The organism is Desulfoplanes formicivorans (assembly GCF_001748225.1).
Taxonomy (GTDB): Bacteria; Desulfobacterota; Desulfovibrionia; order Desulfovibrionales; family Desulfomicrobiaceae; genus Desulfoplanes; species Desulfoplanes formicivorans.
Map to the genome: position 1 here is coordinate 394812 of NZ_BDFE01000017.1, position 26712 is coordinate 421523.

Genomic DNA, 26712 nt, shown 5'->3' on the forward strand with positions numbered 1-26712 from the left:
CCCGCAGAACCCCTGTGACGCTGCCATCCCGGTGACATCCACGGCACCATCACCTGTTGTGTCTTCTCCCTGGAAACACCCACCTTTTGCCCCATGACCAACGGATACCCATGCACCTCTCCAACTCCTACGCCAGCCTTGGCGAACAATTTTACGAAACAATAAAACCCACCCCGGTGCGAGATCCCCGCCTTTTCCTGTGGAACTCCAGCCTGGCCGATCAGCTGGTGATCCCAAAGGATCTGCAAAACGACCCGGCAGCATTGGCCCGGATCTTTTCCGGCAATCGCCTCCTTCCAGGCTCGCAACCCATTGCCACGGCCTATGCCGGTCACCAGTTCGGCAATTTTGTGCCCCAATTGGGTGACGGCCGGGCCCATCTTCTGGGAGATGTTGCAGACCGCAACGGCAAACCATGGGATATCCAGCTCAAGGGGTCCGGGCCCACGTCCTTTTCCAGGGGAGGTGACGGGAGATGCGCCCTTGGACCGGCCCTGCGCGAGTACATCATGAGCGAGGCCATGCATTATCTCGGAGTACCCACCACCCGGGCCCTGTGTGTGGTGACCACGGGAGAAACCGTTTTCCGTGAACAACCCTTGCCCGGTGCTGTCATAACCCGGGTGGCTTCTGGTCATGTGCGCATCGGAACCTTTCAGTATTTTGCTGCCCGGGGGAACAAAAAGGCCCTTGAAGCGCTTTTTGATTATACCCTGAAGCGTCACTATCCCTCATTATCCACGGCCGACAATCCTTATACGGCCCTGCTCCAGCAATGCATGGACATGCAGATCCGCCTCATTGTCCACTGGATGCGGGTGGGCTTCATTCACGGTGTCATGAATACCGACAACACCTCCCTTGCCGGCGAAACCATTGACTATGGGCCCTGCGCCATGCTGGGCATTTATGATCCCGCCACGGTGTACAGTTCCATTGACGTGGCCGGCCGGTATGCCTTTGGCAATCAGCCGGCCATGGCCCAGTGGAACCTGACCCGGTTCGCCCAGTGCCTGCTTCCCCTTGTTCATGACGATCCCAAAAGGGCTGCAGACCAGATCCGCCCTGTTCTTGCGACCTTTGCCCAACGTTTTGAACAGGCCTACATGGCCATGATAGGGCACAAGCTCGGCCTGCATCTTGTCCGGCCCGAAGACCAGGACCTCATAACCTCCCTGCTCCACCTCCTTGAAGACAAAAGGCTGGATTACACCATCACCTTTCAGCTCCTGACCCGGGCGGTGACGGACCGGACCGCAGCCGCGGATCTGGAAAAGGATCTTGGTCCCTGGATGGCCCGGTGGAAAAAACGACTTGCCAGGGAATCCCCGGCACCCGAAAAAATACAGGCCTTGATGCAACGCAATAATCCCGTGGTCATTCCCAGAAACCATCACGTGGAAAAAGTCATCAAAGAGTGTACGCAACTGGGCAGAGCAGATCCGGCCCAATCATTCCTGCAGGTTCTTGCCTCTCCCTACCGGGAACAACAAGGCACATCCCGTTACCAGGATCCGCCCGCTGACAATGACAGGAACTATCATACCTTTTGCGGCACCTGAAGTGAACATACGAAGTTTCCATAATCATTGACTTGCAGGATGTGCGTACTTATTTTCATCCATCTTAGCCAATCGTGGTAAGCCTTCTCATACAGGAGAACCATCATGACAGCCATCAAAGTTGAAGGAATGAGTTGCGAACATTGCGTGCAGTCGGTAACCAAGGCCCTCGAATCCATCCCGGGCCTTGAAAACATTCATGTGGATCTGCAAAAAAAACAGGCCCAGTTCACTGCCAAAGGCCCCATTTCCATGGACCTGGTCCATCAGGCCATCCGCAAAATCGGATTTGAAAGCAGCGACATGGATTCATAACCACCCGGTTGTGGGTCACAGGGACAAAACCCTTTGCTTGGGCATTGCGCTTTGCCCTCCATGCCCTACGCCCTTCTTCAACCCATCCCTTCCCTTTCCCAGGCCGTCATCCAGGAGGATATCATGTATTGCCTGCGCGTCCTGCTCGTTCTTGTTTGTGTTCTGATCTTTCCCCTTGGCCAGGCTGCGGCGGCCCCTCTGCAGGTTACCGTGTCTGTTGTCCCCCAGGCCTATTTTGTCCGCCAGATCGCCCACGACCTGGTCCAGGTCTCGGTCATGGTTCTTCCCGGGGCAAGTCCGGCCACCTACGAACCCAAACCCAACCAGATGAAGGCCCTTTCCTCCTCGGCCGCTTATTTTGCCGTGGGAGCGCCCTTTGAAACCACCTGGCTGGACAAAATCTGTGCGGCCAACCCGAACATGCTCATTGTTCGCACCCAGGAAGGGATAACCAAGGTGCCCATGGCCCGGCATCATCACGACCTAGAAGCATCCAGGGACCACGACCAACATCACGAGTCACACGCCATTCTTGATCCCCACATCTGGCTTGCCCCGGATCTGGTGGCCATCCAGGCCAGGAACATCTGCAAGGGCCTGGTGGCTGTGGATCCGGATCACAAGGAAATCTACGAGACCAATCTGGCCGCATTTGAACAGGAACTCACCCGCCTTGATACCCGCATTCGTGCCATTCTGGGCGACACCTCCACCAACAACCGGTTTCTGATCTTTCATCCGGCATGGGGCTATTTTGCCCGGGCCTATGGCCTCAGGCAGATCCCCGTGGAAATGGAAGGCAAATCCCCCAGTCCCAAGGATCTGAGCCAACTCATCCAACTGGCCCGCTCCCATGATCTGGACACCGTATTCGTGCAGCCCCAGTTCTCCCAGAAAAGCGCAGTGGTCATTGCCGGTGCCATCAATGGCAGGGTTGTCAGGCTTGATCCGCTGGCCAAGGACTGGGCGACCAATCTCGTAAATGCGGCCACAAGCATCAAGGAGGCCCTTCGGTGACATCTCCGGATTCTCACAAATCGATCCCGGCTGTTGCCATCCGGGATCTTAATTTTTCCTATGACGGAGCGCGGCCCATCCTGAACAACATTCATCTCACCCTGGCCCAGGGATCGTTTACCGCCATTGTGGGACCCAACGGCAGCGGCAAGACCACTTTGATCAGGCTCATCCTCGGCCTGCTGACCCCGGATACGGGCATCGTGGAAGTCTTTGGTGAGCGAGCAGGCCATGGCAGCCACCCCATCGGATATGTCCCCCAATACACTGCATCACGGCCGGATTTCCCGGTCACGGTCATGGAGGTGGTGCTCATGGGGCTTCGTCCGGGACTGCACGGATTCATCTACTCCCAAAAGGAACGGGAGCTTGCCGCCGCAGCCCTGCACAAGGCCGGGATCGAGGAAAGCCTTTTTACCCGGCGCATGGACCGGTTGTCCGGAGGCCAGAGGCAGCGGGTGATCATTGCCCGGGCCCTTGTGGGCAATCCCGACCTGCTGGTGTTTGACGAACCCACCTCCAACATCGATCCTGAAGGACGGTTCTGTTTTTTCGAGCTCATGGACAGGCTCAAAAGCTCCCTGACCATCATCGTGGTCAGCCATGATCTGAGCATTGTGGCCTCACGGGTCACGGACATCGCCTGCGTGAACAAACGACTCATCCACAGTACCCAGGGGGTGTTTACCAGGGAGATGCTCTCCCTCCTGTACGGAGCCCACGAGCACACCTGTCCCATGGCCGATTACCTGCAGGATGTGTCCACGGTCCTCAACATTCCACCCCAGGACATTGCCCATGATTGAAGCCTTTTCCCTTGAATTCATGCAAAACGCCCTCATGGCCGGGATCCTGGCGTCCATTGCCTGCGGCATGATCGGCTCTCTGGTGGTGGTCAACCGCCAGGTATTTCTGGCCGGAGGCATTGCCCATTCGGCCTACGGCGGTATTGGGCTGGCCTTTTTTCTGGGCCTGCCGGTACTGCCCACCACTCTGGGATTCACCCTGGCCGCTGCTGGCATCATGGCCCTCATCACCCTGAAAAAGCCCCAGCAAAGCGACACCATCATCGGCGTTCTCTGGGCTGCGGGCATGGCCACCGGAATCATCCTCATAGACATCACCCCGGGATACAATGTGGATCTCATGAGCTATCTCTTTGGGAGCATCCTGACGGTACCCCAAAATGATCTCTGGATCATGCTGGTACTCATCGTGGTCATTTTTCTGGTCATTACCCTGCTCTACCGACAGTTTCTGCTTCTGTCCTTTGAACCGGAATTTGCCCGCACCCAAGGGGTGCCCGTGGCCCTGCTCCATTTTGTCCAGCTGGCCATGGTTGCTGTTTCCGTAGTCATGATCATTCAGGTGGTGGGGCTCATCCTGGTCATCGCCCTGTTGAGCATTCCCCCGTACCTGGCCGGACAACGGGCCCGATCCCTGTTCACCATGATGATCATGGCCTCCTTGTGGAGCATGGCCTTTTGCACCATCGGCCTGATTCTCTCCTACCAGTTCGACCTGACCACCGGGGCGACCATCATTGCCGTGGCAACGGTGACCTTTTTCATTGTCCTGTCCATCCGGGCCCTGCTGGCCAAATAGAACCACCACATGCAGGCGCATGGTGGGCGCAGCAAAAAAATGCATTCTTTCAAATAATATTCTTGACACCCCCCTTCAAACTCCCTAAAGAGACGTTCTCGCTGCCTGGGAGACCAGGCAACCCCAGCGGGGAGACCAGGCAACCCCAGCGGGGCCACTAGCTCAATTGGCAGAGCAGCTGACTCTTAATCAGGAGGTTCAAGGTTCGATTCCTTGGTGGCCCACCAAAGAAATCAAGAGGTTAGATGAAAATCTAACCTCTTTTTTTTATGTCCGGCCCCCTGTCGTGACAATGCCGGGACAACCGTCTTCCCTGACAGGGTCCATCCCCTGCCGGTCTCAATCATCACTCCAGGAACAAAGGACACCTCGTCCTTGTGCTCCCTCCAACGTGCACCTGCCCCCTTTTCACGAAGACAACCAGGTTTGGAACAGCCTGGAGGGAAATCCCTTTCTCTGCCCATCCCTAAAAAAACTACAAAATTCTCAAATTACCTGAAAATAGAACGGTAATTTTATTTTTTTAGATAGCTTGTAGTATTTTTCCATTTTATAATTAAAATTTATTCCTTTAATTTGAAATAGTTATTTCAATTTTTCAAAAAAGGAAACTCCATTGACATGAAACTGTAATAATGTTGTAATTTTACCAGAACAAAGGTTATCATGGTAAGGCAAGGTCTAACGCACCCTTGGCAGATGGAAACAAGGGGTTGCGGGCAAGAGCCAGGAAACCTGTCATCCAAGGGCTCATCTCCTCCCATGACCTGCATTGGTACAGACCGTTGAACACACGAGAAACCAGTGGATATTTTTGAAAAAATCCGTTCAGAAATGCCGACGATGAGAAAATCGGAACAAAAGATTGCCGATCTTGTTCTCACATCGCCAGACGTTGTCATGAACGGCTCCATATCCGAGGCAGCCAGTCTGGCCGGAGTCAGCGATCCCACTGTTGTCCGTTTTTGCAAGCAACTGGGTCTCAAAGGATTCATGGAGCTCAAACTGCGTCTTGCCAGTGCTCATCCCGTTGAAACCAAGGTTCTGGAAGACATCACCGAGACCGATTCGGTAGAGTCCATATTCACCCATGTCATGCGCTCAACCGTGGAGGCCGTAAGCTGCACCGAACGCGGCATGGATCGTCGCATGCTCGAACAGGCAGTGGACGCCATGGTCGCGGCCACCCGCTGGGAGTTTTACGGCATGGGCGGTTCCGGTATCATTGCCCTTGATGCCCATCACAAATTTTTTCGTCTTGGCGTACCCAGTGTCGCCTACAACGATTCCCACATGCAGGCCATGAGCGCGGCCCAGCTCGATAAACAGGCCGTTGCCGTGGTCATCTCCCACTCGGGTGCCACCAAGGATATCATCGAGTCCGCTGATATCGCCAAAAACGCAGGCGCCACCCTCATCGGTATTCTGGGCAAGAAAAACTCCGAGTTGGCCAAACACTGTGACATCCCCTTATGTGTTTTCTCACGGGAAACTGCGCTTCGACTCGCCCCCAAAACAGGCCGAATCATGCAGCTTGCCCTGCTCGACGCCCTGTTTCTCGCGGTTGCCATGCGCATCGTGCATAAGGAGGGCTTTGACCGCCTGGACAAGGTGAAGCGTGCCCTTCTCGGAAAAGTTGTTTGATCATGCCGGTCCCACGGTCTCGCATGAAAACAATAGCTATGGTTCCACCACTTACGGTTCAACCATCTAACACAGGAGAATTCCATGCGTAAAATCTGGTTGTTGGCTATCCTTTCCCTCGTCACCATCCTTGGCTTTGGATCTGTGGCTTCGGCCCAGACCGACCTGCTGGACAAGATCAAAAGCGACGGCAAGATCGTCATCGGTACCACCCTGGCTGCCCCGCCCTTTGCCTACCGCAATGACAAGGGCGAACCCGAAGGCCTTGAAATCGACCTGATGAACAAGCTCGGCGAGTACATGGGCGTTGAAGTCGAGGTCGCCGACATGGCATGGGGCGGTCTCATCCCTGCCCTGCTTTCCCAGCGCATCGACCTGATTGGTGCCCGCATGTCAGCCACCATGGAGCGCGCCACCAAAGTGGTCTTTGCCCACCCCTGGCTCATGACAGGTACCTTTGCGGTTGCCCGTGACGGCAAGGGCTTCAAAACCTGGCAGGATCTGAACAAGCCCGGCGTAAAGGTCTGTGCCATTGCAGGGGCCATTGGCGCCACCGTGGCCAAGGCCAAGATCCCCAATGCGGAACTGGTCACCTATGAGCTGGACGGCGACCAGCTCAAGGCCCTCAAGGACGGCCGGGTGGACGCAGCTCTCAATGATGAGCTCATCGTCATGGGTTTTGCCAAGAAGGTCAAAGGGCTGACCATGCTCGAGGGCAACATTCAGCCCGACGCCTACGCCTATGCGGTCCGTCCGGACTTTGAATCCTACCGCATGAAGAACTGGCTGGACCTGTTCTTTGCCACTATCATGCGTACCGGCGAGTATGGTGAAATCTACGAAAAATGGCTTGGCAAGCCCTGGCAGCCCGACTGGAACATGCACCCGTAAGCACTTGGCGCAACACGTCACCGGGGCAGAGAATTTTCTCTGCCCCGTTTTTTCACCCGTCAAAACGATCATATCATGAACTACGATTTCAACTACCAGATGATGGTCAATCATCTGCCGGCCATCCTCACAGGCCTGCAGAACACCATCCTCATCTCCCTCATCAGCATCGTGCTCGCCGTCTTGTGGGGAGTGCTGGTCGCCCTGGCCCGCCTCTCGCACAAACCATGGCTGAGGCGTTCGGCAACCGTGTACGTGGAATTCATCCGCTCAACACCCCTTCTGGTGCAGGTGTATTTCCTCTTTTTCGGTCTGCCTGAATTCGGCATCATCCTGCCCGCCTTTCTGGTGGGCGTCATTGCCCTGATGCTCAACTCGGGAGCCTATGCCGCCGAGATCATTCGGGCGGGCATCGAATCCATCCACACCACGCAATATGAAGCCGCCGACTGCTTGGCCATGTCCTATGGGCAAAAGATGCGCTACGTGATCCTGCCCCAGGCATTTCGAAACATTTTTCCCCCGCTCATCGGACAGGCATCCTATCTGGTCAAGGACTCGGCCCTGGTCTCTGTCATGGGCGTGGTCGACCTGACCAAGGCTGCCGCCGTCACCCAGGCCGTTACCTTCCGTCCGCTGGAAGCATTCCTGCCTGCCATGGCCTTTTACCTGGTCATCATCCTCACTCTCATTTACGGGACCTCGTTTCTCGAAAAACGCATGAGGAGATGGTAAGATAATGGATATTCTTTCAATGACCGGCAATCTTTTCATTCTTCTTGCAGAGCGCGGACTGCCCGTAACGGTTCTTCTGGCCGTGGCCGGGTTCGCCTTTGCCATTCTCCTGGGAACCATCACCGGTCTGGTACGATTTCTCAGGATACCGGTTCTTTCCCAGCTTCTTCGTGTCTATGTGGATTTCATGCGCGGGCTGCCCTTCCTCATGATCCTGTTCTTCCTGTTCTACGTGCTGCCGTTCTTTGGCCTCAGGCTTTCGGCCCTGACAACGGGTATCCTGGCCCTGTCGTTGCATTCGGGCGCCTATGTCTCGGAAATCATCCGCAGCGCCCTCCAGTCCATCCCCAAGGTCCAGCACGAAGCGGCCAAGGTCCTGGCCATGACCACCTATCAGCGCATGCGGTACGTCATCATTCCCCAGGCCATCAGGCTGACCCTGCCTCCCCTTTCCGGGCAGATCGTCCTGCATATCAAGGACACGTCCGTGGTTTCCGTCATCGCCCTGACGGAGTTGACCCGCGTGGCCCGGGTCCAGATGCAGTCCAACCTGGAACCGCTCATCACCTTTGCGGTCCTGTCCGTCTTCTACATTGCGCTCTGCTACCCCATTCTCCATCTTTCCGCGAATCTGGAAAAACGGCTCAAACACAAGACAACCTAGTTTCAAGGATCCTATCATGCCCATAGTATCTGTTCACGATCTGCATAAAAGCTTCGGCACCCTTGAAGTCCTTCGAGGGGTCAGCTTTGATGTCGAACCCGGAGAAACCGTCATCCTTGCCGGACCCAGCGGTTCGGGCAAATCGACCATGCTCCGCTGCCTCAACGGCCTGGAAAAGATTCAGGCTGGTGAAGTCATTGTTGACGGGACCTCGGTGCACGCCCCGGACACGGACCTCCTCGATCTGCGGCGCCGCGTCGGCATGGTCTTCCAGAGCTTCAACCTGTTCCCCCATCTGACCATCATGGAAAACATCACCATGCCCCTGACCAAGGTTCTGGGAAAGGACCTTGACGAGGCCCGGGAAATCGGTCGGTCCCTGCTGGACAAGGTGGGCATCGTGGACAAGGTAGATGTCTATCCGGACAATCTTTCCGGGGGCCAGCAGCAGCGTGCGGCCATTGCCCGGGGTCTGGCCATGAATCCCCATGTCATGCTCTTTGACGAACCCACCTCGGCCCTGGACCCGGAACTCACCGGCGGTATTCTGGATGTCATGGGCGAACTCAGCCAGTCGGGCATGACCATGCTTGTGGTCACCCATGAAATGGGATTTGCCCGCAAGGCAGCCGACAGGATGATCTTCATGGATGGTGGAGTCATTGTTGAAGAAGGCTCGCCCAGTCAGCTCATTGACAATCCCCAGAACGAACGCACACGCCAATTCATGCGCCAGATTACCCACGATTAATCCAGCCCATTCAAGGACAGACCATGCAGAACATACTCAAAGCAATCCAGACCGCCGGCATCTTCCCGGTGGTTGAAATCGAACGACTTGAAGACGCCCTTCCCGTTGCCAAGGCCCTGCGTGACGGCGGCATCGCCGCCATGGAAATCACCCTCCGCACCCCGGTGGCCTGCGAGGCCATCAAGGCCGTTCGCCAGGCCTATCCCGACATGCTCGTTGGTGCCGGAACCGTGCTGACTCCCGAACAGGTGGACCAGGTCAGGGAGGCAGGTGCCCGTTACATTGTCACTCCGGGTTTCAACCCCAGCGTTGTCAACTACTGTGTTGCCAATGATCTGCTGATCATCCCCGGCATTGACAGTCCCACAGGTATCGAACTGGCTCTGGAAGCAGGCCTCTCGGCCGTCAAATTCTTTCCCGCCGAATCCCGAGGCGGCATCAAGGGACTGGCATCCATGGCCGCTCCCTTTAAGGGACGCATCCGATTTCTTCCCCTGGGCGGCATCAATCCGGACAATCTGATCAGTTACGCCAAAAATGACTGCGTTCTGGCTGTGGGCGGCACATGGATTGCCAAACGAAACTATATTGATGCCGGCCGGTTCGACCAGATCACCCGCAACGCCCAGGAAGCCCTGGCCCGTCTGCACGGCTTTGAACTCCTTGCAGCAGAGGTGGGCACCAACAACGACCAAACCGGTCTGGCCCTGCTCCAGACCCTGGCCAAGGTTTTTGTGCCTACTCCTGTTCCGGGACTTGTGCCCCTTGCCGCTTCCAAGACAGAGGCAGGCAGCCTGTGCATTGCATGCAACAACATTCAACGGGCAGCTGTCTGGCTTGAAAGCAACGGCCAGAACGTGGGCCCCATTGACCCCACCACCCGTTCGGCCCGAATGAGTGCAACCATAGGCAATCTCTCCATTCAACTCGTTGAAAAACCATAGGAGCCAACCATGACCCGCTATGCCATGTTTGGTGAAATCATGATGCGGCTCAAGGCCCCCGGATACGAACGGCTTTTCCAGACCCCATCCCTTGAAGTGACCATGGCTGGCGCCGAAGCCAATGTGGCTGTAGGCCTGGCCCGTCTTGGCGAAGATGTCTCTTTTGTCACGGCCCTGCCAACCAACGACCTTGGCATTGCCGTGCGGGATGAACTGCGCAAACACGGGGTGGATGTCTCCAAAATCGCCTTTTGCAAAGGTCGTCTTGGTCTGTACTTTGTGGAGTCCGGTGCCAACCAGCGGCCCATCAAGGTGGTGTACGACAGGGCCGATTCCTGCATTGCCAGGGCCGAGCCCCGAGTTTTCAACTGGCGCGAGCTCCTGGCCCATCGGGACTGGTTCCACATAACAGGCATCACCCCGGCCATTTCCGAAACAGCCATGCATTGCACCCTTGAGGCCATGAAAACCGCCAGGGACATGGGACTCACTGTTTCCTGCGACCTGAACCTGCGCGCAACCCTCTGGCAGTACCAGGTCAACCATGTTGACGTGTACCGTCGCATGATGGAATACGTGGACGTGCTCATCGGCAATGAGGGGCACTTTCAATCCTGTCTGGGCCTTTCTGCCCGGGTTGACGAAGAGGATATCTACCACAACCCGACAGCATACCGCCCCATGGCCGATGAGGTTTTTGAGCATTGGCCAAATATCAAAAAGATCGCCATCACGGTCCGCCGGACCCGATCCGCAGACCATCAGTCCACTGCCGCCCTGCTGGTCACCCCGGAGGCCATGTGGACCTCATCTGTTTTTGAAATGAAAGACATTGTGGACCGTATCGGCGGAGGCGACGCCTTTACTGCCGGTTTGCTGCATGCATTGGACAAGACAGGCGACTCCCGGGAAACCATTGATTTTGCAGTGGCTGCCGGGGCCCTGAAACACTCCATTCCCGGTGATTTCCTCCGGGCAACACATGAAGAAATACAGACCCTTGCCCAAGGTGCAGCGGGTCGGGATCAAAGATAACCTCAAAGTACTCCAGGAATACCTCATGAAAACTCTTTGCGAATCTCTCAACAAGATGCCCCGTTCCGGAATCCGTGTCATCATGGATCTGGCCTCGGGCATGGACGATGTCATCCACATGGAACTGGGCGAGCCCGGCTTCCAGACCCCCGATCACATTAAAGAGGCCGCCTGCAAGGCGATTCACGACGGTTTTACCAAATATACCGCCAACAACGGTCTGCTTTCCCTGCGTGAAGCCTGTCTGGGCAAGATACAAAGGGACGGTGGCCAGGTCGGCATCCAACAGATCGGTATTGCCCCGGGTTCCGTGTTTGCCCTGGCCCAGGCCATGATGGCCGTGACCAATCCCGGCGATGAAGTCCTGCTGTCTGATCCGGGCTGGCCCAACTATTACATGCAGACCATTGCCATGGAACGCACCCCGGTTTTCTACCCCCTGCGGGAGGAAAACGGTTTTGAGCCCATGATGGAGGATCTGGAGCCTTTGATCACCCCCCGCACCAGGGTCATGATCATCAACACCCCGTCCAATCCCACCGGAGGCGTGTATTCCCAAAAAACCATCGAAAAACTGGTGGAATTCGCCAAAAAACATGACATCTACATCCTTTCCGATGAAGTGTACGACAAGATCGTTTTTGACGGAGAACACCACTCGCCCCTGAATATCGATCCCAACGGCCATGTCATTTCCATCTACGGGGTATCCAAGGCCTACGCCATGACCGGCTGGCGCGTGGGCTATTACAGCGCTCCCACCGAGGTAGCCCCCCAGATGAACAAGATTCTGGAACCCTATGTATCCTGTGCCTCGGCAGTATCCCAGAAGGCAGCCGAGGCCGCGTTAAACGGTCCCCAGGACTGCATTGGCACCATGGTGGAAGCCTACCGGGAACGCCGAGATCTGGTCATGGACAAACTGCAACAGGAAGGTTTTGAATTCTCCCGTCCCAAGGGAGCCTTCTACCTCATGGCCAATATTTCCAAGGCCGGCATGGATTCCTACACCTTTGCCAAGGAACTGCTCAAGGCAACCGGCGTTGCCACGGCCCCGGGCCTGACCTTTGGCCAGGATTCGGACAAGTTCATCCGCTTCTCCTTTTGCGCGGACACCGAACAGATCCGGGAAGGCATCAACCGATTTTGCACGTTCTACAACAGCAAGGTGTAAGACACTGGACACCGGTAATTGATGGACGTACACCCAAACGGCCCGGAAGGTTCTCCTTCCGGGCCGTTTTCCGTTCAAAACAGTTGCTCACAACGCCTGTCAGGGATGGCTATGCGCTGGGCTTCATAAACACCAGTGACCTCACCTTTACCACAAGAGAGAAAAACAATGATAAAATGCATCTTGCACATAGTATGTTTGACATGCATACTTTCAACCAATGCTTTTGCACTCAATGAACAAAGTGTCACTGTTGATGTTTTAACCAAAACAACATCAAGCTGGAACGGTGAAACCTTACCAGCCTATCCCAATGGGCAGCCAGAAGTAACAATACTCAAGATTGAAATTCCACCCAAAATGAAACTTCCGCTACATGAACACCCTGTAATTAACGCAGGTGTTTTATTGAAAGGTGAATTAACTGTTGTTACTACGGATAATAAAACCCTGCACCTCAAAGCCGGAGATCCCATTGTTGAAGTGGTTGATAGTCTTCACTACGGTATAAACGAAGGCACTGAACCAGCGGAAATAATGGTCTTTTATGCCGGAGTTAAGGACAAGCTCATAACCATAAAAAACATCAAAGACACGAATCGGAAATAAACAGCGCAGAACCGGACAACACGGATTTGATGAAATTGTCGATGAAACTCCTGGTGTTTCCAGACGGTTCTCACCCGCAACAACGACCAGCGGTCTGACCTGGCCATAACTCGGACAAATTCATCCTCTCTCCTGTTGCGCGGATACCGAGCAGATTCGGGAAGGCATCAACCGGTTTTGCAAGTTCTGCAACCTCAAGGTGTAAACACAGCCCAACCCACGCAGTTCCTACTGGAAACGGCCCGAAAGATAATCCTTTCGGGCCGTTTTGTATTAGGCGGCCACCAAAGAAGAATTTAAAACAATTCCAGAAGGATAACCTCGAACGGGGGCAACGCAACACATCAAAATGCACTTTCCAAGCTCTTGTGTCATGCAATTAGGTGATGCGATAGAAACGAATTATTACAAAATGATGCCCAACCGACGGGTGAATATAAAGACCCCCCTTTCCGGTTATCGGATTGCTATGCCAGCGTTTATGAAAACAAAAATACCCTATAAAACCTGTCAATTACGATGAACATAGGGTGATTACCCGCAATCAGATTATCAATACAAACTTTCAGATCTCTCGGCACACACGTCATGCAGATAAAGATGACAACAGCCCAAATACGACAGCAACCACCTGCAGTAAACATACAAAATTGTTTCCGTGGACAATTCATCCACTTATCTTAGCTGACTGTTAAAATAAAAGCCTAACACCGACCCATCGTGTCTATAGCATGACCACTAACAGTGACAACTACATAACCGTGCAATTAAATACAGCCAAAATGAAAAAACAACAAAAAAGACATGGCAAGCATGTTTTATCATTTCAAGAATATATTGGGATGTTACTTCCTTTTAATGTTTCTAATGACAATGTAATTATTAATCAAATTGGATGTATAACATCAGGTAATGAAGATGATTTATTTTTAGTACAAACATCTGAAAATACGTACCGCATGATGCCTGGACCAGAATTTAGTCCGCGTCTATACAGAGGGCAATCAGAATATTATCCTAACTGTAAGCCAAGCTTGTTTCGCGATCAATACACATATAAAGATCAAATATACTGGACTATTAAGCGATTAGATTTATTCAATTTAATAAAATTTCATCCTGCAGTGAACGACATTATGATGAATTGGCGTTTTGATGGCCTACAATTTGATTTTAACTTGCAGGCAATTGCTCAGCACTACCAATACCCTACCAAAATGCTAGACCTTACCAGATCAAAAAAAGTGGCCATGTTCTTTGCTACCCATGATTTCTCACAAGGTATTGACAATCCAAAAGCTGCAGTGGGTAATTTAGCAGTTCTATATACCATAGATATTGCAAAAATGATTAAAACAAGACATAAAACTACAGATATGATGCCAATTGGCCTAGATCCATTTCCTAGACCTTTTGCACAAAAGGCTTTTGGCTTGGAGCTAGGTAAAAATGAAAATCTAGAACATTTTCCTGGTGTTTATACTGAAAAATTTATTGTTACAGAAGATCTTGCACAAAAATATAGCGATGCCGTTGGTGGAGCCATTTCACTTTTTCCAAAAGACCCATTTGAAGACCTTATAGATTCCTTGAGACAAAACAAAACAGTGACATACAAATCAATTGAATTATCGATTCAAAACAATTTACTACCTAGTGAACTTTCATATGAAGATGTAAAATCAATAATTCTAAATGAAGGTTATAAAATAACAAACCAACCCATTCAATGCCCTGAAAATGATATTCTCAAGAAAACCGCAAATGAATGGCGCAGAAGGCGTGACCTTTATATAAAAAACATTAAATATCGTGGTTGTTCAGATCCTTTATAATATTGCTGTTTTTAATTCTCTTATCAGTTCACTCACTTGAATTTACTCGCCATTTCCTTCGTTAGCGGGACCACACTGAAACTATAACCCCTCAAAAATCCTTCTCCATCACCCCCCTGTATTCTCCCAATGCCATGTGATCCCCTGGTCGTCACAAAAAAATCCTTTTCCAATTTCCCCGAAATCGTGCACATAGGATCAAGTGATTTTTTTAATCAGCAAGGGGTCCGACTACGAGACCGAAAAGATACAACAGGGGGAACGACTATGCGATCATTGCGCTTCATGAACTACCTTTTTCTGTGGTTTGTCCTGCTGGCATCCGGTGCCTGTGCCGAGTCTTCCCGGACCACAATTGACGGTACTGCCGGATCAAAACTTTCTGCCCAGAGCTTTGGCACATTCAACGAACCCTGGGCCATGACCTTTCTGCCCGATGGCAACCTGCTCATAACCGAAAAACAGGGCACTCTGCTCCTTTTTCACGTGGATGACCGCTCCAAGACACCTGTCGCCAATGTTCCCCTGGTGGCCTACGGGGGTCAGGGCGGTTTGGGGGATATCATTCTCCACCCCGACTACGCCCAAAATCACTGGGTCTACCTGTCCTATGCCGAGGAGGATGCATCCGGGAAACGGGGAGCTGTTGTTGCCAGGGCCCGGCTGCGTCTCCCCTCTGCATCACCCCGACTGGAAGACCTTGAAGTCATCTGGCGGCAGCAACCCAAAGTCACGGGTAATGGGCATTACTCCCACCGCCTGGCCTTCAGCCCGGATGGGCATCTCTTCATCACCTCGGGTGAACGGCAAAAGCAAACACCTGCCCAAAGCTGGGAGCAGAATCTGGGCAAGATCATCCGGCTCAACCCTGACGGATCAGTCCCCCATGACAATCCGTTTCAGGACAAGGGCCAACTGGCCAAAACCTTCTGGACTCTGGGCCACCGCAATATGCTTGGCATTGCCTTTGACAGCCAGGGACAATTGTGGGTCCATGAAATGGGACCCCGGCATGGTGACGAATTCAACCGTATCGTGCGCGGCCACAATTACGGTTGGCCCATTGTATCCTGGGGCGACAACTACTCCGGCATTCCCATCCCGGATCATGATACCCGTCCGGAATTCCATGCCCCTACCCTCTACTGGATCCCCACTGTGGCCCCATCAGGTCTGATCATCTACTCCGGATCCATGTTCCCTCAATGGCAGGGCAATGGATTTATCGGCGGACTCCGCTCACAATGTCTGCTGCGCATCACCATGCAGGGTGAGCATGCCCACGAGGCTGAACGTTTTGCCATGGGCCAGCGCATTCGAGAGGTTGAGCAGGGCCCTCAAGGCGCCCTATGGGTGCTGGAGGATGAACAAGGCGGCCGCCTGATTCGGCTCACACCCATGTAGGAAAAGGCATATGAAGTATGCCGGGCGTTGAGTATCTTTTTTACACCATGCAGTTTTCTTGTTTTTATCACAGATCTTCACAAGTATGTACACAAAAGCGTCATCGCTCAGGATTTCACCAAGGACTTATTGACAATTTTGCCAATACGCCTCCCCACACATACCTTGGGTTTATTCCAACCCTCCCTCTCCCCTGAAATATTATATTTTTGGTACAAAGCTTGCTTAACCATCGACGCCTTTGAACCGGGCATACCCATTTGCGGTTCACCTTCAACCACATAAACGGAGAAAACTTCATGAATGGAATAGGCAAAACCCTGGCGCTCCTCTTCATCGTGGGCCTGGCCATCCTTCCAATGAGCGCCCATGCCGGAAAAATCAAGGTGGCCGGCATCTATACCCAACCCATCCAGCAGAAATGGGACGCAACCCTGCACAAAGCCCTGACCAAAAGCGCGGCGGCCGGCGAGATCGACTATGTCTGGTCCGAAAAAATTTCCAATACCGACTATATCAGGGTTCTGCGCGAGTACTGCGAAAGCGGCGCCGATCTCATCGTGGGCGAGGCCTTCGGTATCACCCGTGATGTGCGCAAGGTGGCGGCTGATTATCCCAAAGTGGCTTTTCTCATGGGCGACTCCTTCGGTCCCCACGGTAGCAATCTGTCCGTCTTCGACAACTATATCCACGAACCCTGTTATCTCATGGGCATGATTGCCGCCAAGATGAGCAAAACCGGCAAGATCGGCATGGTCGGCGGCTACCCTATCGGGGAAGTCAACCGGCTGTTCAATGCCTTCATGCTCGGGGCAAAGGCAGTCAACCCCGACGTTCAATTCAAGGTTTCCTTCATAGGCTCTTGGTATGATCCGCCGAAGGCCAAGGAATTTGCTTTTGCCCAGGTGGAAGCAGGTGTAGACGTTCTCTACGCCGAACGCGGCGGGGTGGTGGACGCAGCCCGGAAAAAAGGGATCATTGCCTTTGGCAACGTCAACGACATGAACCTGGAAGAAAACGGCAAGGACGTGGTGGTCACATCGGCTCTGTGGCACATGGACGCTGCTCTCGGACACGCCATTGAAAAGGTCAAAGCAGGCACCTTCACGGCTGAAGACTACCGTGAGTGGACCATGATGGCCAAAGGCGGCTCGTCCCTGGCCCCCTTCCACGAGTTTGAGAGCCGGATTCCGGACGAGGTCAAAAAGCTCATCGCCCAACAGGAACAGGCCATCAAATCTGGGGCACTGGTAATCCCCATCAACGATGAGGAACCCAAATCCACCTTTTAATCCCGTCTTTCCCGTGCAATGAACCCGCCGGACGCCCGTCAGGTCCGCCCGGCGGGTTATCGCTTTTTTACGGGTTCTTCCCACAAGGTTTCTCATGACCCAAAATAGCGTCCTCAGTCTCCAAAACATCACCAAGAGCTTCGGCCCGGTGTTGGCCAACGACAACATTTCCATCGATCTTGCCAAGGGCGAAATGCTGGCGCTGCTGGGTGAAAACGGGGCCGGCAAGACCACCCTCATGAACATTCTGTTCGGCCATTATGTGGCTGATAAAGGCAGGGTACTTCTCTTTGGCAGGGAACTTCCCCAAGGCTCGCCAAGGGCTGCCCTGGAACGCGGTGTAGGCATGGTCCATCAGCATTTCACTCTGGCTGAAAACATGACCGTGCTTGAAAACATCGTCCTTGGAACCCGTTCCTTGCTTTCCCTGCGCCTACACCTTGGGGCCGCTGCCAAACGTATCCGGAAAATAGGAAGGACTTTTGGTCTCACCGTTGATCCCGGAGCCAGAGTTGCCGACCTCTCCGTGGGCCAGCGCCAGCGCGTAGAAATTCTCAAAGCCCTGTACCGGGATGCGAAAATTCTCATTTTGGACGAACCCACGGCCGTGCTCACTCCCCAGGAAAGCGACCAGCTCTTTGCCACCCTGCGGACCATGACCGAGAAGGGACTCTCTGTCATTTTCATCACCCACAAACTGCGGGAAGTCATGCGCGCGTCAGACAGGTGCGTGGTCCTGCGTCACGGTAAGGTTGTCCATGAAACGGACACGGCCGCAACCTCTTCCCGGGATCTGGCCCACGCCATGATCGGCGGGTCTGTTCCCGTTCCCCACCGCGAATCACGCAAATCAGGCAGAACAGTTCTGGCTCTGGACGGAGTCAGCGTGACCGATCCGGACGGAACCAGCCAGCTCAAAGCTGTCGATCTCACCATGCATGAAGGAGAAATCCTGGGGATCGCCGGAGTCTCCGGGAACGGACAGGCCCGGCTGGCAGATCTGCTTTGCGGCCTGATCACTCCCGATGAAGGCACTATCCTCCTCAACGGACGTTCCATGACATCCACCTCACCCATGACCATGATCCGTCATGGCATGGGCCGCATTCCCGATGACCGACAGGGCACAGGACTCATCGGAGACATGAGCGTACTTGAAAACCTCTCCTCAGAAATTATCCACTCACCACAGGGCACAACCTGGGGATGCATCAATTTCAAAAAACTCCGCCGCCGGGCTGAAAAACTCATAGCCGCCTTCGATATCCGTTGTCCCGGCCTGGACGGTCCGGTACGCAATCTTTCCGGCGGCAACATGCAAAAACTCATCCTGGCTCGCATCCTCTCGGAAAACCCTCTCTTGATCCTGGCCAACCAGCCCACCTGGGGATTGGACGTGGGCGCCACCGCCTTTGTTCACCAACAGCTCCTTGCGGCCCGCAAACAGGGGGCCGCCCTTGTGGTCATTTCCGAAGACCTGGACGAATTGTTTCTTCTGGCCGACCGCATCCAGGTGATGCACGAAGGCCGCCTGAGTCCCCCGGTACGGACCGAAGATACGGACCGTACCCGTATCGGTCTGCTCATGAGCGACCAAGACGGACGTACACGATCACAGGGGGCGGCATGAGACTCGAACCCCGTCAGAATGTCTCCCTAACCCGTAAACTGCTGGCCCCTCTTATGGCGGTTTTCATTGCCCTGGCCTTGTGTTCCCTGCTCATCGTCTGGGCCGGAGCCTCCCCGTTCACGGCATTTTACCTTCTCATCAAAGGGGCCCTGGGCTCGACCTTTGCCCTGAGCGAAACCCTGACCAGAACCACGCCTCTCATTTTCACAGGACTTGCAGCTGCCGTGGCCTTCCGGGCCAAATTGTGGAACATTGGCGGCGAAGGCCAGCTCTATGCCGGAGCCTGCCTGGCTACCTGGCTGGGTACCGGAGCCATTGATCTCCCGGCTCCGGTGATGATTCCTTTTCTTTTTCTGAGCGGCGGGCTGGCCGGGGGATTGCTCCTGCTCTTGCCGACTCTGCTCAAAACCCATCTCAAAGCCGACGAAGTTGTCACCACCCTGCTGCTCAATTTCATTGTTCTTCTGGTGGTCAACTGGCTGGTCTTCGGGCCGTGGAAAGATCCCATGGCCATGGGATGGCCTCAGGCAAATCCGGTGGTGGATGCAGCCATCCTCCCCACTTTGCTGCCCAAAATGCGTATCCATCTGGGACTGATCATCGCCCTTGTCTGCGCCCTGGGAACCTGGGTGCTCATGCGCGCCACGGTATGGGGATTCGATATCCGGGCCGTGGGTGCCAACCTCAAGGCGAGCACCTTTGCCGGTCTTCCCGTTACCTCCACCATCATTCGTACGGCCATCATAAGCGGCGGACTGGCCGGATGCGCCGGGGTCAGTGAGCTCTGCGGCCTGCGGGGCTACCTGACCATCGATCTCTCACCGGGATTCGGCTATTCGGGCATTGTCGTCGCCATGCTGGCGGCCCTGAATCCTTTAGGGGTGATACTGGCAGCGTTTTTCGTGGCCGTGATCCAGATCGGGGCCGATTCCATGAGCCGTGCCCTGAACATTTCCACATATATCGCCGATGTGACCACGGCCCTCTCCCTGCTGGCCGTCATCGTAAGCATGCTTCTGGTCCGCTACCGGATCAGGTGGAGGTAACCATATGGATCTGACAGCACTTCTTTTTGAAAGCGGATTCTGGATCGCCACCATCCGGATGGCCACGCCTCTGCTCTTTGGAACCTTGGGTGAACTCATCTGCGAACGGGCCGGAGTGCTCAACCTGGGCATTGAAGGAATCATGGCCGCGGGATGCATGTCCGGCTGGATGTGGGTCTACCAGGGTGGCACGTTGTGGGGCGGGGTTGTTTTCGCGGCCTTTATCGGCGCCCTCTTCGGCCTCATCCACGCCCTGTTTACCGTCTATCTGGGACTTTCCCAGCACGTAACAGGCATCGGCATCACCATGCTGGCCTCGAGCCTGAGCTCCTTTGTCTTCAGAATGCTCCTCCCCGAGGCCACTACTCCTCCCAAAATCATTCCCTTTGAAGCCGTGGATATTCCGTTTCTTTCGGATATTCCCGGCATCGGCCCGATTCTGTTCAGCCTATCCCCCATGACCTTGCTGGCCCTCACGGTCCTTGGGGTTGTCTGGTACGGACTGTACCGCACCCCGGCAGGCCTGGCTCTGCGCATGGTGGGAGAAAATCCCATGGCCGCTGAATCCCAGGGAGTTGACGTCTTTTTGATCCGGACCCTGGCCGTCATGACCGGTTCGGCTCTCATGGCTGTTGGCGGAGCCTATCTGACCCTCTCTGCCTTTGACGCCTTCTATATCGGCATGATCAACGGCCGTGGATGGATCTGCATCGCATTGGTGGTTTTCGCCTCCTGGAAACCGGGCAAGGCACTGCTCGGCGCCCTGTTTTTCGCAGGTTTCGACGCCATCCAGATGCGCGTTCAGCAGCAATCAATCTCCCTCATCCCGTATCAGGTCTATCTGATGATGCCCTATGTCTTTTCCATCATTGCCCTGGTGATCATGTCCAGAAAGGCCAGTTATCCCAAAGCGCTGCTGGTGCCGTTTCGCAAGGGAGAACGATAAGGCGGCAACTGTGCCGCAGGGAAGTTCCACGGAACAAACCCGACGTGCAAGGACAGCTCGACACACGCTTCATCACGAAAAACGCAAGGGGCATGACAAGTACCGCCGTCATGCCCCTTGCGTTCCTGAAAAATATCACCACGAGGAGAAAACATTCATGTTCGATCTGATCATCAAAAACGCCACCATTCCAGGCCGGGACCAACGTGTGGACATCGGCTGCATGGAAGGACGCATTGAAACCATAGCCCCCAACATCGAGGTAGAGGGTGCTCGGGAAATCCATGCGGACGGTAATCTGGTCTGCCCGCCTTTTGTGGACCCGCATTTTCACATGGATGCCTGCCTCTCCCTGGGGCTGCCCCGATTGAACCGCAGTGGTACCCTGCTCGAAGGCATAAAGATCTGGGGAGAGCTCAAGCCTGATCTTACCGCCCAGGCCATCAAGGACAGGGCCATGGAAATGCTGACTTGGTCCCTGGCCAAAGGCACTCTCGCCATCCGAACCCATGTGGACGTATGCGATCCTTCTCTCATGGCCGTGGATGTGCTTCTGGAGGTCCGGGAAGAGATGAAGGATCTTGTCGACATACAGATCGTGGCCTTTCCCCAGGACGGAGTCCTACGCTCCCCCGGAGCCTTGGATCTCCTCGTACGGGCCCTGGATAAGGGCGTTGACGTCGTGGGTGGCATTCCCCATTTTGAGCGCACTATGGATCAGGGGCGGGAATCCGTCCGGATACTCTGTGAAATCGCTGCCCAGCGGGGGTTGATGGTGGATATGCATTGCGACGAAAGCGACGATCCCCACTCCCGCCATGTGGAAAGTCTGGCCTATGAGACCACCCGCCTCGGACTTCACGGCAGGGTAACCGGCTCTCATCTGACCTCCATGCACTCCATGGACAATTACTACGTCACCAAGCTTATCCCGCTCATGGCCGAGGCGGGGCTGCACTGCGTCAGCAACCCCCTGGTAAACATTGCCTTGCAGGGACGTCAGGATACCTATCCCAAACGCCGCGGACTGACCCGGGTTCCTGAACTCATGGCCGGGGGGGTGAACGTGGCCCTGGGTCATGACTGCGTCATGGATCCCTGGTATCCCATGGGCAGTCACGACATGCTCGAAGTGGCCCACATGGCTGCCCATTGTCTGCACATGACAGGAGTTGATGGCCAGGAACAACTCTTCGGTGCGGTCACGACAAACGGAGCCCGGATCATGGGTCTCTCGGGCTACGGCCTTCAACCCGGGTGCAACGCGGACTTGATCATGCTCCAGGCCGGGAGCGTCATGGAGGCCATCCGCTTGAAACCGCCCCGCCTGGCCGTCATCCGGCGAGGCCATGTGATCGCGGAAACCGATCCAGTCCGAGCACGCGTTCATCTCCCTGGAAAAACGAAAGAGGTTGATTTCCGCCTTGGAAGAAAAGACCGGTAGCACGACCCTCCCGGTTCCCATGGCCTTGCAACAAGAAAGGTTCATCTCCCTCGGCTTGCCAACACGTTCTTTGGCGGAGTTTGCACAGTCGACAAACCTCTGCCTATAACCCCTGTCACAACAATCCTGAAATGGTAGAATATTCACCATGGGGCAGTGACAATTTCCATATCAGAGTTTATAGATACCACTACCCCGGAATCATTTAACGAAAAAAGAGGATCTCCCATGCTTTCGAAAAAACTGGAAAAGGCATTCAATGATCAGGTCAATGCTGAAATGTACTCATCGTATCTCTATCTTTCCATGGCGGCCTTTTTTCAAAACCAAAACCTCCCGGGCTTTGCCGGCTGGATGAAGGCCCAGGCTCAGGAAGAACTCTTCCACGCCATGAAATTTTATGATTACATCATGGAGCGGGGTGGTCAGGTTGTACTGGCTCCCATTGCAGGCCCTCCCACCGAGTGGGAATCCCCCCGGGCTGTCATGGAGGCAACTCTGGAACATGAACAGAAAGTGACGGGCCTGATCAATAATCTGGTCAATCTGGCCATGGAAGAAAAAGACCACGCGTCCACGATCTTCCTCCAGTGGTTTGTCAGTGAACAGGTAGAAGAAGAGGACTCTGTGGGTGACGTGCTGAACAAGATCAAACTGATGGGTGACTCCGGCAGCGGCCTTTTCATGCTCGACCGGGACATGGGGCAACGCGTGTTTACCCCACCCCAGACTGAAGCGTAACCCGGACTACCGGATACGAATCCCCTGGAGATCTTCTCTTGGGGTTTCGTATGTCTCATCAGCTTCAAACCTTCTGAAAATATTCCCACAAAAAAACACATCACACCTGTTCGCCAAATATACGTATAGGTGCAATGTGTTTTTTGCTTATAAACGGGGAAAAAACTACATCAACCATTTCCACCAGACAAATACGGCCAGAAATCCGAACAGATAGATCAGGCCTATCCAGCTCAGGGCCTTCATGCGGGCGGTTAAGGCCAGTTCGCCCTTTAACCGGGATTGCATTACCAGGCGATAATTGAGCAGGGCAAACACTGGTGTGGTCATAAAGGATAGGATCATTGCGAAATTGAGCATGGTCATCAGCTTGGATGTAAAGAAAAGCAAAATGATCATTGCGACAACACTGACAATGAGCATCCACGTGTTATGATAGGTAAGCTTTTCGATCCTTCTGGATTGCATAAGGCGCTGTGCTTCGGCAATAGCTCGCGAATACCCGTCGATAACCGTAATGGTACTTCCAAATATACAAAAAAAAGCAATAACAGCAATCAGGTAACGTGACCACTCCCCAATGGTTGAGGCATACATGCTCACCAACTGATGGGAAAAACCGATGCCGGAAGTTTTCAATTCCTGCCCATTGCCATGGAGGACAAGGGCGCCAAGGGCCAGAAAGACCACGGCCAGAAATGCTGTTCCCACGTACCCCACATTGAAATCGAACAAGGCTGAACTCGGGGTGACATTCTGCTTGCTTTTCTGACTTTTCAGCCACATGGAGGTAAGGCAGGAAATCTCAATGGGAGCGGGCATCCAACCCATCATGATAACGACAAATCCGATGGATGCAATGCTCCATATGGAAGGTGTCTGATAATCAGGCGGGGCAACCGCGCCATTTTCCGACGCGATGATCACAGCGGAAATGGTGGCCAGAACAAGGTCAACGCATGGGAGGTCAAAAGAAACTCCCTGCGGTATACCCGGACTGCTCTGCTGGCCTCGCCTGGCCCGGGCCCATGCCTGTTGTCTCCTCCTGCAAGGCCGTGATTCCGGGAGCACCCTCCGGCCATCACGCCTTGATTGCAAAATCCCGGGTATTCAATACCCCCTGCCATGACCGTTCTCCTGCCGGTTACGTCAGTCCGCCTCCCCGAAACAGCCCGAGGAAGACGTGATCCTTTGTTCTCACTTTCAAACCCTTTGGGTATACCTGTTGCTGGCCAGGATATATCCTGCAGAAATAACACGGTTTCTTGCCGACAGCTGGCAAAGTTGAAAAATACCACTTGACATTGTTCAATTGATGTTGAAATTTCATCACATGGAAAGCAAACAGGCCAGCAAAATTTTTGAAGCGCTCGCATCGGATGTGCGCCTCGACCTGTTCCGGCTCCTGGTCAAAAACGCTCCCAACGGCCTGGTGGCTGGGGACATTGCCAAGCAGCTCGATATTCCATCCACCAACCTGTCATTCCACCTGAAAGTTGTTGTGCAAAGCGGTCTGGCCGATGTGGAACGCCAGGGACGGTTCATGCGCTACAAGGCAAATATCCCGTTAATGCTGGACATTGTCGCCTATCTGACTTCCGAGTGTTGCGCGGACAATCCTGCAACATGCCAGAAATTCAGAGAGACCAGCAAGCTGGCGCCAGGACTGCTTCCGGATCGTGTGTAAACGGACCTTGAGGCCTGTTTTTTTATTTCAATATATCAACATTTCAACGAACGTTGATCAAACCCATGAGTAATTCAAGCGAGAAAACCATGTCTACTCCATCCAAAAACACCGATTGTTGCTGCTCGTCTCCCCGTGTTGCGGCTTCCCTTATGGATGATGGCGCCAAAAACTGGAATTTCAGATATCTTGCCGTCATCACCTTTCTGGCCGTCCTCTGGTGGCTTGCCTACGGTAATATCCTGCCTGCTTCCAACTGGCTGGTCTTTGACTTGTGGGGCATGGATTCCGATTCCCATCTAGCCATGTCCCTGCAGTTTTTCATCTATGACACGGTGAAAATCCTGCTCCTTCTGGTGGCCCTTATTTACGGTATAGCCTGGATACGTGCGTCTTTGAACGTGGAGCGGGTCCGTGATTATCTCGCAGGCAAGCGACGCGGTCTCGGTTATTTTCTGGGCGCTGTTTTTGGTGCCATCACCCCCTTTTGCTCCTGCTCGAGCATTCCCCTGTTCCTGGGATTCACCACGGCCCGTATCCCCATCGGCATAACCATGGCCTTTTTAATGACCTCTCCCCTTATCAATGAAATTGCCGTGGTCCTGTTGTGGGGGTTGCTCGGATGGAAATTCACGGTGATTTACATGCTGGTGGGCATGACCGCAGGTATCTTTGGCGGCTTTATCATGGACACATTAAAAGCCGATCGCTGGTTGCAGCCGTTCATGATTGAAGCCATGAAAAAAGCCCCGGCACATGAGTTTGTCAACGAGGCCGGGGAGATCCAGAAACTAAGCGTGCGCCAGCGCCACACCTTTGCCTATGAGGAAATGGTCTCCATTTTCAAGCGCGTCTGGAAATGGGTGATCATCGGCGTGGGTATCGGTGCCCTGCTCCACGGATTGGTGCCGGACAACTGGTTTGCCGAAAACTTCGGCGCCGGCGAGTGGTGGACTGTTCCTGCCTCGGTTATGGTGGCCATTCCCCTGTACTCCAATGTAACCGGCATAGTCCCCATCATGGAAAGCCTGCTCCTCAAGGGTCTGCCCATTGGCACCACCATGGCATTCTGCATGAGCGCCGTGGCCGCCAGTATCCCGGAGGTGATGATGTTGCGGCAGGTCATGACCCTCAAACTCCAGGCAACCTTTATAGGCTATCTATGGATCATCTTCACCCTGGTGGGCTGGCTGTTCAACATCCTTGGCCCGTACGTCGTCTAAACACAATCTGCCAACAAACAACCAAACGGGAGAACATTATGGAAATCAAAGTATTCGGACCTGGCTGCGCCAAATGCAAGGAAACGGAAAAACTCATCAGGGAGGCCGTCAAGGCCTCGGGCAAGGACATCACCGTGGAAAAAGTGTCTGATCTCCAGCAAATGCTGGCTGCAGGGGTCATGTCCACCCCGGCCGTTGCCATTGACGGAGTTGTGAAAACCACCGGTAGGGTTCCTTCCAAAAAGGACATTGCCGCATGGATAGACGGGGCTGGTGATGCCCCTTCTTCACCTGCTTCTTGTGGCGGATGCTGCTCCTGCGGCGGCAACTGCTAGGGGATGCCATATGGTGAACAAGAACCCCGGAAGAACAACCATGTCCACGGATCCTTTGCTCACAGGCCCAGGAGACTGGAAAAGACACCATGTTCACCAGGGTCGAGTTCATCAATAAATCATTCCTCCTTCCCAACCAAGTCAAAAAAGCCCCTCAATGAGGGGCTTTTTTCTGGGCAGGTA

Annotated in this window: 26 protein-coding genes and 1 tRNA gene; 26 read left to right on the forward strand and 1 reads right to left on the reverse strand. The window is 54.0% G+C overall.

Annotated features, from left to right (window positions below):
* Nucleotides 1–110 precede the first annotated feature (110 nt).
* From DPF_RS11045 to DPF_RS11155, 23 genes are all read left to right on the forward strand, one after another.
* Nucleotides 111–1562 carry a protein adenylyltransferase SelO gene (locus DPF_RS11045; protein ID WP_069859699.1) on the forward strand — a complete coding sequence of 484 codons (1452 nt, stop codon included), beginning with the start codon at nucleotides 111–113 and terminating at the stop codon, nucleotides 1560–1562.
* A 105-nt stretch (nucleotides 1563–1667) separates the two neighbouring features.
* Complete coding sequence (locus tag DPF_RS11050) at nucleotides 1668–1877, forward strand: heavy-metal-associated domain-containing protein (RefSeq protein WP_069859700.1); 210 nt, start codon at nucleotides 1668–1670, stop codon at nucleotides 1875–1877.
* A 123-nt stretch (nucleotides 1878–2000) separates the two neighbouring features.
* Nucleotides 2001–2894: a metal ABC transporter solute-binding protein, Zn/Mn family gene (locus DPF_RS11055; protein ID WP_069859820.1), complete on the forward strand. Its 894-nt coding sequence runs from the start codon at nucleotides 2001–2003 to the stop codon at nucleotides 2892–2894.
* Nucleotides 2891–3700: a metal ABC transporter ATP-binding protein gene (locus DPF_RS11060; RefSeq protein ID WP_069859701.1), complete on the forward strand. Its 810-nt coding sequence runs from the start codon at nucleotides 2891–2893 to the stop codon at nucleotides 3698–3700. The genes DPF_RS11055 and DPF_RS11060 overlap by 4 nt, the downstream gene beginning before the upstream one ends.
* Complete coding sequence (locus tag DPF_RS11065) at nucleotides 3693–4499, forward strand: metal ABC transporter permease (protein ID WP_069859702.1); 807 nt, start codon at nucleotides 3693–3695, stop codon at nucleotides 4497–4499. The genes DPF_RS11060 and DPF_RS11065 overlap by 8 nt, the downstream gene beginning before the upstream one ends.
* A gap of 151 nt (nucleotides 4500–4650) precedes the next feature.
* Nucleotides 4651–4726 (forward strand) — tRNA-Lys (locus DPF_RS11070).
* A gap of 577 nt (nucleotides 4727–5303) precedes the next feature.
* Nucleotides 5304–6143, forward strand: coding sequence for a MurR/RpiR family transcriptional regulator (locus tag DPF_RS11075; protein WP_083254661.1), 840 nt, complete (start codon nucleotides 5304–5306; stop codon nucleotides 6141–6143).
* An 84-nt stretch (nucleotides 6144–6227) separates the two neighbouring features.
* Nucleotides 6228–7034 (forward strand): substrate-binding periplasmic protein, encoded by an 807-nt coding sequence (locus DPF_RS11080; RefSeq protein WP_069859703.1) that lies wholly within the window; start codon nucleotides 6228–6230, stop codon nucleotides 7032–7034.
* Nucleotides 7035–7109: 75 nt separating this feature from the next.
* The gene (locus DPF_RS11085; protein ID WP_069859704.1) at nucleotides 7110–7769 is read left to right on the forward strand and encodes an amino acid ABC transporter permease; all 660 of its coding nucleotides are present in this window, start codon (nucleotides 7110–7112) and stop codon (nucleotides 7767–7769) included.
* 4 nt (nucleotides 7770–7773) lie between these two features.
* On the forward strand, nucleotides 7774–8433 hold the full coding sequence (locus DPF_RS11090; protein WP_069859705.1) for an amino acid ABC transporter permease: 660 nt from the start codon (nucleotides 7774–7776) through the stop codon (nucleotides 8431–8433).
* 16 nt (nucleotides 8434–8449) lie between these two features.
* Nucleotides 8450–9184: an amino acid ABC transporter ATP-binding protein gene (locus DPF_RS11095; protein ID WP_069859706.1), complete on the forward strand. Its 735-nt coding sequence runs from the start codon at nucleotides 8450–8452 to the stop codon at nucleotides 9182–9184.
* A gap of 23 nt (nucleotides 9185–9207) precedes the next feature.
* Complete coding sequence (gene eda, locus DPF_RS11100) at nucleotides 9208–10128, forward strand: bifunctional 4-hydroxy-2-oxoglutarate aldolase/2-dehydro-3-deoxy-phosphogluconate aldolase (protein WP_069859707.1); 921 nt, start codon at nucleotides 9208–9210, stop codon at nucleotides 10126–10128.
* A 9-nt stretch (nucleotides 10129–10137) separates the two neighbouring features.
* Nucleotides 10138–11163, forward strand: a complete 1026-nt coding sequence (locus DPF_RS11105) for a sugar kinase (RefSeq protein ID WP_069859708.1) — start codon at nucleotides 10138–10140, stop codon at nucleotides 11161–11163.
* 25 nt (nucleotides 11164–11188) lie between these two features.
* A complete protein-coding gene (locus DPF_RS11110; RefSeq protein ID WP_069859709.1) occupies nucleotides 11189–12337 on the forward strand; it encodes a pyridoxal phosphate-dependent aminotransferase in 1149 nt (382 codons plus the stop codon).
* Between the two features lie 198 nt (nucleotides 12338–12535).
* Complete coding sequence (locus tag DPF_RS11115; protein WP_231702172.1) at nucleotides 12536–12946, forward strand: cupin domain-containing protein; 411 nt, start codon at nucleotides 12536–12538, stop codon at nucleotides 12944–12946.
* A gap of 731 nt (nucleotides 12947–13677) precedes the next feature.
* Nucleotides 13678–14781 (forward strand): FRG domain-containing protein, encoded by a 1104-nt coding sequence (locus DPF_RS13785; RefSeq protein WP_083254663.1) that lies wholly within the window; start codon nucleotides 13678–13680, stop codon nucleotides 14779–14781.
* A gap of 267 nt (nucleotides 14782–15048) precedes the next feature.
* Nucleotides 15049–16185, forward strand: a complete 1137-nt coding sequence (locus DPF_RS11125) for a PQQ-dependent sugar dehydrogenase (protein ID WP_069859712.1) — start codon at nucleotides 15049–15051, stop codon at nucleotides 16183–16185.
* A gap of 299 nt (nucleotides 16186–16484) precedes the next feature.
* The gene (locus DPF_RS11130; RefSeq protein ID WP_083254664.1) at nucleotides 16485–17477 is read left to right on the forward strand and encodes a BMP family protein; all 993 of its coding nucleotides are present in this window, start codon (nucleotides 16485–16487) and stop codon (nucleotides 17475–17477) included.
* Nucleotides 17478–17571: 94 nt separating this feature from the next.
* On the forward strand, nucleotides 17572–19107 hold the full coding sequence (locus DPF_RS11135; RefSeq protein ID WP_069859713.1) for an ABC transporter ATP-binding protein: 1536 nt from the start codon (nucleotides 17572–17574) through the stop codon (nucleotides 19105–19107).
* A complete protein-coding gene (locus tag DPF_RS11140; RefSeq protein ID WP_069859714.1) occupies nucleotides 19104–20153 on the forward strand; it encodes an ABC transporter permease in 1050 nt (349 codons plus the stop codon). Before DPF_RS11135 ends, DPF_RS11140 begins: the two co-directional genes overlap by 4 nt.
* 4 nt (nucleotides 20154–20157) lie before the next feature.
* The gene (locus DPF_RS11145) at nucleotides 20158–21099 is read left to right on the forward strand and encodes an ABC transporter permease (protein WP_069859715.1); all 942 of its coding nucleotides are present in this window, start codon (nucleotides 20158–20160) and stop codon (nucleotides 21097–21099) included.
* A 157-nt stretch (nucleotides 21100–21256) separates the two neighbouring features.
* The gene (locus DPF_RS11150; RefSeq protein ID WP_069859716.1) at nucleotides 21257–22543 is read left to right on the forward strand and encodes an amidohydrolase family protein; all 1287 of its coding nucleotides are present in this window, start codon (nucleotides 21257–21259) and stop codon (nucleotides 22541–22543) included.
* Between the two features lie 228 nt (nucleotides 22544–22771).
* The gene (locus tag DPF_RS11155) at nucleotides 22772–23284 is read left to right on the forward strand and encodes a ferritin (protein WP_069859717.1); all 513 of its coding nucleotides are present in this window, start codon (nucleotides 22772–22774) and stop codon (nucleotides 23282–23284) included.
* Nucleotides 23285–23449: 165 nt separating this feature from the next.
* Here the strand turns inward: DPF_RS11155 and DPF_RS11160 are convergent, their stop codons facing one another.
* The gene (locus DPF_RS11160) at nucleotides 23450–24106 is read right to left on the reverse strand and encodes a divalent metal cation transporter (protein ID WP_176724248.1); all 657 of its coding nucleotides are present in this window, start codon (nucleotides 24104–24106) and stop codon (nucleotides 23450–23452) included.
* A gap of 511 nt (nucleotides 24107–24617) precedes the next feature.
* Here DPF_RS11160 and DPF_RS11165 point away from each other — a divergent pair.
* The 3 genes from DPF_RS11165 (at nucleotide 24618) to DPF_RS11175 (ending at nucleotide 26529) form a co-directional block, all read left to right on the forward strand.
* Complete coding sequence (locus tag DPF_RS11165) at nucleotides 24618–24971, forward strand: ArsR/SmtB family transcription factor (protein WP_069859823.1); 354 nt, start codon at nucleotides 24618–24620, stop codon at nucleotides 24969–24971.
* Nucleotides 24972–25060: 89 nt separating this feature from the next.
* Nucleotides 25061–26194, forward strand: coding sequence for a permease (locus DPF_RS11170; RefSeq protein ID WP_231702173.1), 1134 nt, complete (start codon nucleotides 25061–25063; stop codon nucleotides 26192–26194).
* Between the two features lie 38 nt (nucleotides 26195–26232).
* On the forward strand, nucleotides 26233–26529 hold the full coding sequence (locus DPF_RS11175) for a thioredoxin family protein (RefSeq protein ID WP_069859718.1): 297 nt from the start codon (nucleotides 26233–26235) through the stop codon (nucleotides 26527–26529).
* Nucleotides 26530–26712 lie beyond the last annotated feature (183 nt).

Coding starts and splice junctions, on each gene's coding strand:
- DPF_RS11045 (WP_069859699.1), top strand. CDS start 111: ATGCACCTCTCCAACTCCTACGCCAGCCTTGGCGAACAATTTTACGAA.
- DPF_RS11050 (WP_069859700.1), top strand. CDS start 1,668: ATGACAGCCATCAAAGTTGAAGGAATGAGTTGCGAACATTGCGTGCAG.
- DPF_RS11055 (WP_069859820.1), top strand. CDS start 2,001: ATGTATTGCCTGCGCGTCCTGCTCGTTCTTGTTTGTGTTCTGATCTTT.
- DPF_RS11065 (WP_069859702.1), top strand. CDS start 3,693: ATGATTGAAGCCTTTTCCCTTGAATTCATGCAAAACGCCCTCATGGCC.
- DPF_RS11080 (WP_069859703.1), top strand. CDS start 6,228: ATGCGTAAAATCTGGTTGTTGGCTATCCTTTCCCTCGTCACCATCCTT.
- DPF_RS11085 (WP_069859704.1), top strand. CDS start 7,110: ATGAACTACGATTTCAACTACCAGATGATGGTCAATCATCTGCCGGCC.
- DPF_RS11090 (WP_069859705.1), top strand. CDS start 7,774: ATGGATATTCTTTCAATGACCGGCAATCTTTTCATTCTTCTTGCAGAG.
- DPF_RS11095 (WP_069859706.1), top strand. CDS start 8,450: ATGCCCATAGTATCTGTTCACGATCTGCATAAAAGCTTCGGCACCCTT.
- eda (WP_069859707.1), top strand. CDS start 9,208: ATGCAGAACATACTCAAAGCAATCCAGACCGCCGGCATCTTCCCGGTG.
- DPF_RS11105 (WP_069859708.1), top strand. CDS start 10,138: ATGACCCGCTATGCCATGTTTGGTGAAATCATGATGCGGCTCAAGGCC.
- DPF_RS11110 (WP_069859709.1), top strand. CDS start 11,189: ATGAAAACTCTTTGCGAATCTCTCAACAAGATGCCCCGTTCCGGAATC.
- DPF_RS13785 (WP_083254663.1), top strand. CDS start 13,678: ATGACCACTAACAGTGACAACTACATAACCGTGCAATTAAATACAGCC.
- DPF_RS11125 (WP_069859712.1), top strand. CDS start 15,049: ATGCGATCATTGCGCTTCATGAACTACCTTTTTCTGTGGTTTGTCCTG.
- DPF_RS11130 (WP_083254664.1), top strand. CDS start 16,485: ATGAATGGAATAGGCAAAACCCTGGCGCTCCTCTTCATCGTGGGCCTG.
- DPF_RS11135 (WP_069859713.1), top strand. CDS start 17,572: ATGACCCAAAATAGCGTCCTCAGTCTCCAAAACATCACCAAGAGCTTC.
- DPF_RS11140 (WP_069859714.1), top strand. CDS start 19,104: ATGAGACTCGAACCCCGTCAGAATGTCTCCCTAACCCGTAAACTGCTG.
- DPF_RS11145 (WP_069859715.1), top strand. CDS start 20,158: ATGGATCTGACAGCACTTCTTTTTGAAAGCGGATTCTGGATCGCCACC.
- DPF_RS11150 (WP_069859716.1), top strand. CDS start 21,257: ATGTTCGATCTGATCATCAAAAACGCCACCATTCCAGGCCGGGACCAA.
- DPF_RS11155 (WP_069859717.1), top strand. CDS start 22,772: ATGCTTTCGAAAAAACTGGAAAAGGCATTCAATGATCAGGTCAATGCT.
- DPF_RS11160 (WP_176724248.1), bottom strand. CDS start 24,106: ATGCCCGCTCCCATTGAGATTTCCTGCCTTACCTCCATGTGGCTGAAA.
- DPF_RS11165 (WP_069859823.1), top strand. CDS start 24,618: ATGGAAAGCAAACAGGCCAGCAAAATTTTTGAAGCGCTCGCATCGGAT.
- DPF_RS11170 (WP_231702173.1), top strand. CDS start 25,061: ATGTCTACTCCATCCAAAAACACCGATTGTTGCTGCTCGTCTCCCCGT.
- DPF_RS11175 (WP_069859718.1), top strand. CDS start 26,233: ATGGAAATCAAAGTATTCGGACCTGGCTGCGCCAAATGCAAGGAAACG.